The sequence below is a fragment of the Acetivibrio ethanolgignens genome (assembly GCF_001461035.1).
GTDB lineage: Bacteria > Bacillota > Clostridia > Lachnospirales > Lachnospiraceae > Velocimicrobium > Velocimicrobium ethanolgignens.
On sequence record NZ_LNAM01000018.1, the window covers coordinates 1 to 4,706 of the forward strand.

Below are 4,706 nucleotides of genomic sequence, written 5' to 3' on the forward strand. Positions count from 1 at the left end.
TGATATCATAGCAGAATGACAGTTGTTTGTCAGTAACGCTGTGTTTTGAAGCACTTACTAATAAAATCAACTTCTTTTTGTTGCATCGCCGGATAACTTGTAACATCCACTATCATAATTCCTTTTTCGTGAAGCTTATCTCTGATTTCTCCGATAAGCTTATCTTGAAAAGGCTTCAAATAATAAAGATGTCTCATCCGAAATCTGACGGATAAAACAAGGTCAAAAAAATTATTAAATGAATTCAAAAAGTCTAATATGGTACTTATACTTCTTTTCTTGTTATCGCTAGTCTTTCTCTTTTGTGGACAATTCTCTACATAAAATACAGTTGCCAATATTATTTCATCTCGTGAGAAACGCTCATTAAAAAATCTTTCTTCATCTCCCATATAAGAAACATTATTTTTCTGAATAAAATCCCGGATAAATGGTATAAAATAATCTCTTATCTTTGGCAAATAAAAGTCATATTGTGCCGTCTTTATCCTCTTGTTTTCATTCTTCTTATCTTCTTCTCTGAGTTTATCCTCATATTCTTTTAATAATTGTTCAAACATACACATCATAGCCTCCGTTATAAAAATACCATCAATAACTTACAGCTATATTATGACAACATTTCCAGTATTTTATTCGAATTACAATTTCTTCTCCACCTTCTCCAATTCATCCAGCAATGCTGGTTTTCTTGGATATCTCTGCTTCAATTCCTCAATTAAAGACTTAGCAGTATCATTACCCTTCCATTTTATAAGCTGTGCAATATTCTTCGTTATCTTCTTATATTCTCGTCTATCCTTTGCCTGAGCACAACTCTCACTTATTTCCTTATAACACAACTCATATACCTGCTCCGGATATTCCTTCACCAAATATTTTCCATAATAAAACAAATCATACGGATTCTCCATTACATCTTCAAGCAATCTCTCCTTTTCATTTTCAGAAATAAGAATACAACGATAGCAAACAGTTCGCTTGCTATCCTTTAACTCATCCAATAAGCTCTCGTAATTTTCATTCCATGCACCGCACTCATTATAAATCTGTTTCAAAACATCCCAGAACTTCTCATTTCCCATTAATAGCAGCTTTTTTGCCTGTGCGATTTGCTTTTCCGTGTTGTTTGCTATCTTGTATATGTCATATAGCATGTTATTCCAATCTTCCGGATCACTGCTATGATAATGCCATGTCTCTTCTGCATTTGCTTTCTCTAAACAAAGTTTCTCTGCCTCATCATAATTCTTCTCTTCCATAGCATCCTTGATAGCTATAATACGTAGTTCATTTAACGCAATATTCTGATATAGTTCCTTCTGCGTATTCTTTTTGCCATATAAATGTCTATGTAAAAGATATCTTACAATCAAATCTTCTTTTTTCGTATATTCCAGGAAATAATCCTCCCGTGAATTTTCCAACAGGGTATCCAAAACCTTTTCAAGCTTCTTTGCACTCTTTTCATCGCATAGGCAAATCCCACATTTCAGCAGGTCATAACGCCAGTCAGTCCAACCATCAAACACACTCTTTTTTGCCTCTTTTATAATTAATGCAAGTGCTTGATCCCGCATTTGTTTTTCCTGTTTTTCGATTTCTTTTGTGCATTTATCTATCAGTTCATATGTGCACATGATAACATCCGTAAGCATTCCCGAACTACTATCTGCATGAGATGCTAACTTTACACCAGATACCAAGATATATGTAGCCGCCTCAAATGCAGTCATATATCCACACATTTCCAGAGTCTCCGTACACATATCCAGGCAATCATGCATGTCCATACATATATTATCACAGCTGCTCCAACCAATGTATCCGCGATGGGTGTTACATTTAATTGATGCAGCGATTGTGTTTTTCACTATTGGCATAATATCTTCTGTAGGTATCATATCAGCACCTCTTTCTTTTATTCAAGAATATCAATCTTATGTCTTTCACACCATTGCCTTGCGATTTTTTCATAGGTTTCATCACGATATTGGTACCACTGTTTCTCCAGATTCAAGTCATACAATTTATCCTTAAATCTTCTAAAAGCGCCTCTTCCCTGGATTGCCCCTGCCAATACATCCTGATTCTTTCCCGCCGGAAGCTCGTATATAAATTCTTCCATTATTTGATACTCGTTGATATCGTATTGTCCCGGTAACGGTATATAATCCTCGACAAATCCCTCTTTGATATCTTCAAAAAGTTCCGGATTGTCCTCACCATCCACCATTCCATCATACAGCATCAGAATTTTTTCGTTTTGGGTATCATAATAGTATTCTGTTTCCATACCAGCAAATTCCATTGCCTCGATTATGTCTTCTAATTTTACTTTCATCTTTTATCCTTTTTCATGTTCCTTTTAAATTGTTCCCCAACCTGGGGAACATTTTTACCATCCATTTGCATTATTCTCTAAAATATACTTTATTCTTTGTTTTTCCGTAACTTTTAAGAATATACAATTTTTCTGCCTTCAATAACAGTCGACTTGCCGTCTTTATTTCCACTTTCAATAATTTTGCTGCAATAGAGCTATTTATTTCTTTATTTGTATCGAGATAGTGCAAAATAATCTTCATTCTTGTCCTTTCCAATTCGGACATTGATTCGGACATTGATTCGGACATTGATTCGGACATTGTCTCATTTCCTTCAAAATCTTGAGGGACATCGTAGTTCAGGTTCGGCATCACTACCGTAAACTGATATCTGTCCGAGCGGAATGATGGTTTTTTTCTCTCATTATAATTTATTTGAAATTCATATCCACTAATAATCTTTCCAAATCCACTACCTTTACGCTCCATATATCCAAGCCGATTAAATACATCAGCAAGAACCGGATTTCTTCTGGTTGAAGGAACTGTAAGAGGATCTCTGTCCTGAATTATGGAACCATCCGGCATTCCTCCCGGAGAATAGATTTCCATTCTGTCATCATATATGTCAATATGGACTTCACTTCCATTTACCAGATAGTCACGATGCGCCAAAGCATTTACAAGGGCTTCGTGATAGCTTCGCTCTACATACTCCGGCATTTCTTCTCTTGAATTCGCAGTCTTACGCCACTTCATTTTACAATTACGCTTGATGAATGCCTCTCCATTCTCAATCAAGGAAATAACACTACCTGAATACTCCGCATCATCTAACGCATCAACTGCGCCACCGCTTTTATTTAATCCATTCCACCTTGTACAAAATAATCTTGAACAACGAATCGGACTTTCATCCGCAAGTAATGCCCCCGCATTCGTTAAATCGCCCTGCTCATTTACTAGTCCAAATGAAATCAAATCTTTATCATCAAAGCTATTGCCAGTCCATTTTTTATATCTTTCTTTAAGCTTTGAGAATGCATAATCATCCACCTTATAGGTAGAATTCTGCGAATCATATGATGTGTTTTTCCCTCTAAGAACAAGACGCTTCAATTCAGTCGCAGTTGCCTTTACACTTTCGTTCCCAACACGAACATAAGCTTCCAGTACTCCATCTCCTGAATAATAATATGGTGTCTCGTCCCCTTTATATACATCAAGTATGACCAAAACCTTCCCGTCTTCGGTTTGATGAAATCTAAGCTTAAACTCCGGTATCGGATCAAGTCTTGTCTTAATTACTTCACTAATCTTTTCTGCATCACCTTCCGGATCTTCAAGTCCGACAAATATCCCCTCATTAGAAATACCAAAAATCAATGTTCCACCAAATGTATTTGCAAACGCACTTACACTTTTACACCAGCTTTTTGGTTTCTTTTCTTCCAGTGCAAGCTTTTTATCGTATTCAGTTGCTTCACCAATTAAATCTTTTATATTCATAATAAACATCCACTTTCTATTTTAATAATAGTCTTTGCTTAAATAAAGGCTTCATACAACCTTTCTACTTCTGCTTCATAAACACTTTTGTATTATCATCAAACAATACCCATTCTACAAGGTCAAAGCTATTCTCTTTATCCTCCAAAAATCTGCTTACCGTCTTTAGCTGCAAATTCTACCGGAAAGCTACGTATTGTAGAAAAGCTACTCTGGCATATGGACAACAACATGATACAATTTAGTTGCAATCCCCTCCCTATCTAAAACTGTTTCAATTGTTCTTATTTCCGGATGCTGTTTGGAATCACATATCAAGCATTGTATAAGATTATATGGATACTCCTGTTCTTGTATCAGTTTAATATATCTATTACAAAAACCTTTAAAATCTTTGGTTTTCACATACGAAATAAGGAAATTAAATCTCAGTCCCAAAGTATCATACTTATATATTTTGTTGATATGATCTGATATATATTCTTCTTTTACGCTATCCAATCTAAGGGCTTCAACAAGTGAAATCGACCTTTTACCTATCTTAATAAGTATATCTAAATTTCCTGCATCTTTACCGGTAGGGGATGAACCATGCCTTGTTTGATCCTTTACATCGTATCCTTGAGCTTCCAGCAGATCCCTAACTTTATCATTAATGGTATTCTCTAATGCCCTTTTCAATGTAAAGTCGGCTTGTATTTTTTCACAGCAAAAGATAATATCTTCGTATAAAGTTTTTTCAGTATCTAATACATTGTCATCAAATAATACCTTTTTACTTTCGTCATATTGTTCCTTTAAATCCATAGGCATGTAAGTGCTTCAAAACACAGCGTTACTGACAAACAACTGTCATTCTGCTATGATATC

The 4,706-nt window shown here is 35.4% G+C and carries 5 protein-coding genes and 1 pseudogene; all 6 read right to left on the reverse strand.

Annotated elements, in window-relative coordinates; translation table 11 throughout:
- Positions 1 to 29 precede the first annotated feature (29 nt).
- The 6 genes and pseudogenes from ASU35_RS02010 to ASU35_RS02030 all read right to left on the reverse strand — a co-directional run bounded on the left by ASU35_RS02010 (position 30) and on the right by ASU35_RS02030 (position 4,649).
- The gene (locus ASU35_RS02010; RefSeq protein WP_147525331.1) at positions 30 to 560 is read right to left on the reverse strand and encodes a hypothetical protein; all 531 of its coding nucleotides are present in this window, start codon (positions 558 to 560) and stop codon (positions 30 to 32) included.
- A gap of 81 nt (positions 561 to 641) precedes the next feature.
- The gene (locus tag ASU35_RS02015; protein ID WP_058351435.1) at positions 642 to 1,904 is read right to left on the reverse strand and encodes a hypothetical protein; all 1,263 of its coding nucleotides are present in this window, start codon (positions 1,902 to 1,904) and stop codon (positions 642 to 644) included.
- 17 nt (positions 1,905 to 1,921) lie between these two features.
- Entirely contained in the window at positions 1,922 to 2,344 is a 423-nt protein-coding gene (locus ASU35_RS02020) for a UPF0158 family protein (protein ID WP_058351436.1), read from the reverse strand.
- Between the two features lie 70 nt (positions 2,345 to 2,414).
- Entirely contained in the window at positions 2,415 to 3,836 is a 1,422-nt protein-coding gene (locus ASU35_RS02025; protein ID WP_058351437.1) for an ATP-binding protein, read from the reverse strand.
- Positions 3,837 to 3,874: 38 nt separating this feature from the next.
- A pseudogene (locus tag ASU35_RS20875) lies at positions 3,875 to 4,060 on the reverse strand (RNase III inhibitor); the annotation flags it as partial.
- Entirely contained in the window at positions 4,044 to 4,649 is a 606-nt protein-coding gene (locus ASU35_RS02030) for a hypothetical protein (RefSeq protein ID WP_058351438.1), read from the reverse strand. The pseudogene ASU35_RS20875 and the gene ASU35_RS02030, both read right to left, overlap by 17 nt.
- Positions 4,650 to 4,706 lie beyond the last annotated feature (57 nt).